Source organism: Paenibacillus agricola, from assembly GCF_011440305.1.
GTDB lineage: Bacteria > Bacillota > Bacilli > Paenibacillales > NBRC-103111 > Paenibacillus_S > Paenibacillus_S agricola.
The window spans coordinates 1-1070 of the sequence record NZ_JAAOIW010000073.1 but is presented as its reverse complement, the minus strand read 5'-3'; the positions used below and the strand labels follow the sequence as shown (position 1 = coordinate 1070).

The window sequence follows — 1070 nt, the reverse complement described above, 5'->3', positions numbered from 1 at the left end:
AGGTGTGTTATATCCAATCGAAGAATGGATACGTTGATTGTTGTAGAACACTTCAATGTATTCAAAGATGCTCTTCTTGGCTTCTTCACGCGTTTCGTATTTACGGAGGTAAATCCATTCTTTCTTCAGGACACTATGAAAGGACTCGATACAGGCGTTGTCATAACAATTTCCCTTACGGCTCATACTGCCCACCATGCCATAAAGCTGGAGTTGCTTCTGGTAATCCAAGGAGGCGTACTGGCTACCGCGATCCGAGTGGTGTAACAACCGTTGGCCAGGATGCTGACGCCCATAGGCTTGTTTTAATGCCTGTAGAACCAGTTCCTTTGTCATTCGTTCACTCATGTGCCAGCCTACGATCTTACGCGAAAACAGATCCATAACGCTCGCCAAATAGAGCCAACCTTCACCTGTGGCGACATACGTAATGTCAGTCACCCATTTCTCATTAGGCTTGCTTGCCGTAAACTCACGGTTAAGCACATTCTCCTGAACGGGCAGGGAGTGCTTGGAGTTGGTTGTCGCTTTGTATTTCCTCACCGTTTTTGAGCGGATCCCATTCGCTTTCATAATTCGAGTGACCGTACGCTCGGAAATGAATACGCCATTCTTTTTCAATTGTTGTGTCACTTTAGGGCTTCCGTAAATCTGCCTGGATTGGTTATACACTTCCTTGACCTGTTCGGTCCATTCCTTGTGCTGGCGCTCTTGTTTACTCTCAGGGCGCCCTAGCCACTTGTAATTGCCGCTACGAGAAACTTTCATGACGCGGCACATCTTCTCCAGTCGGTACTCGGAGCGGTGTTCATAGATGAACGTATATCTTACCGACGGTCTTTTGCGAAGAAGTGCATCGCCTTTTTTAATATCTCGTTCTCCTCTTGGAGATCACGAATCTGCTTCTGGAGTTCCTTGAGCCGCTGATCTTCCGACTTCAACGCTTGCACAGCAACGACTTCAGGCTCACCAGCATACTTTTTCAACCAGCCATATAGGGTGTTGGCGTTGATCTTTAATTCCCGTCCGACCTCAGCTACTGATTTCCCACTCTCCTTTATATAGTGAAC

At 47.1% G+C, this 1070-nt stretch carries 1 protein-coding gene; it reads right to left on the bottom strand.

What is annotated here, in order from left to right:
* A protein-coding gene (locus tag G9U52_RS39070) for an IS3 family transposase (RefSeq protein WP_166158877.1) occupies positions 1 to 1070 on the bottom strand; the annotation gives its coding sequence in 2 pieces (ribosomal slippage) (positions 1 to 860 and positions 860 to 1070; 1071 coding nt annotated over the 2 pieces). This gene is flagged as partial in the annotation.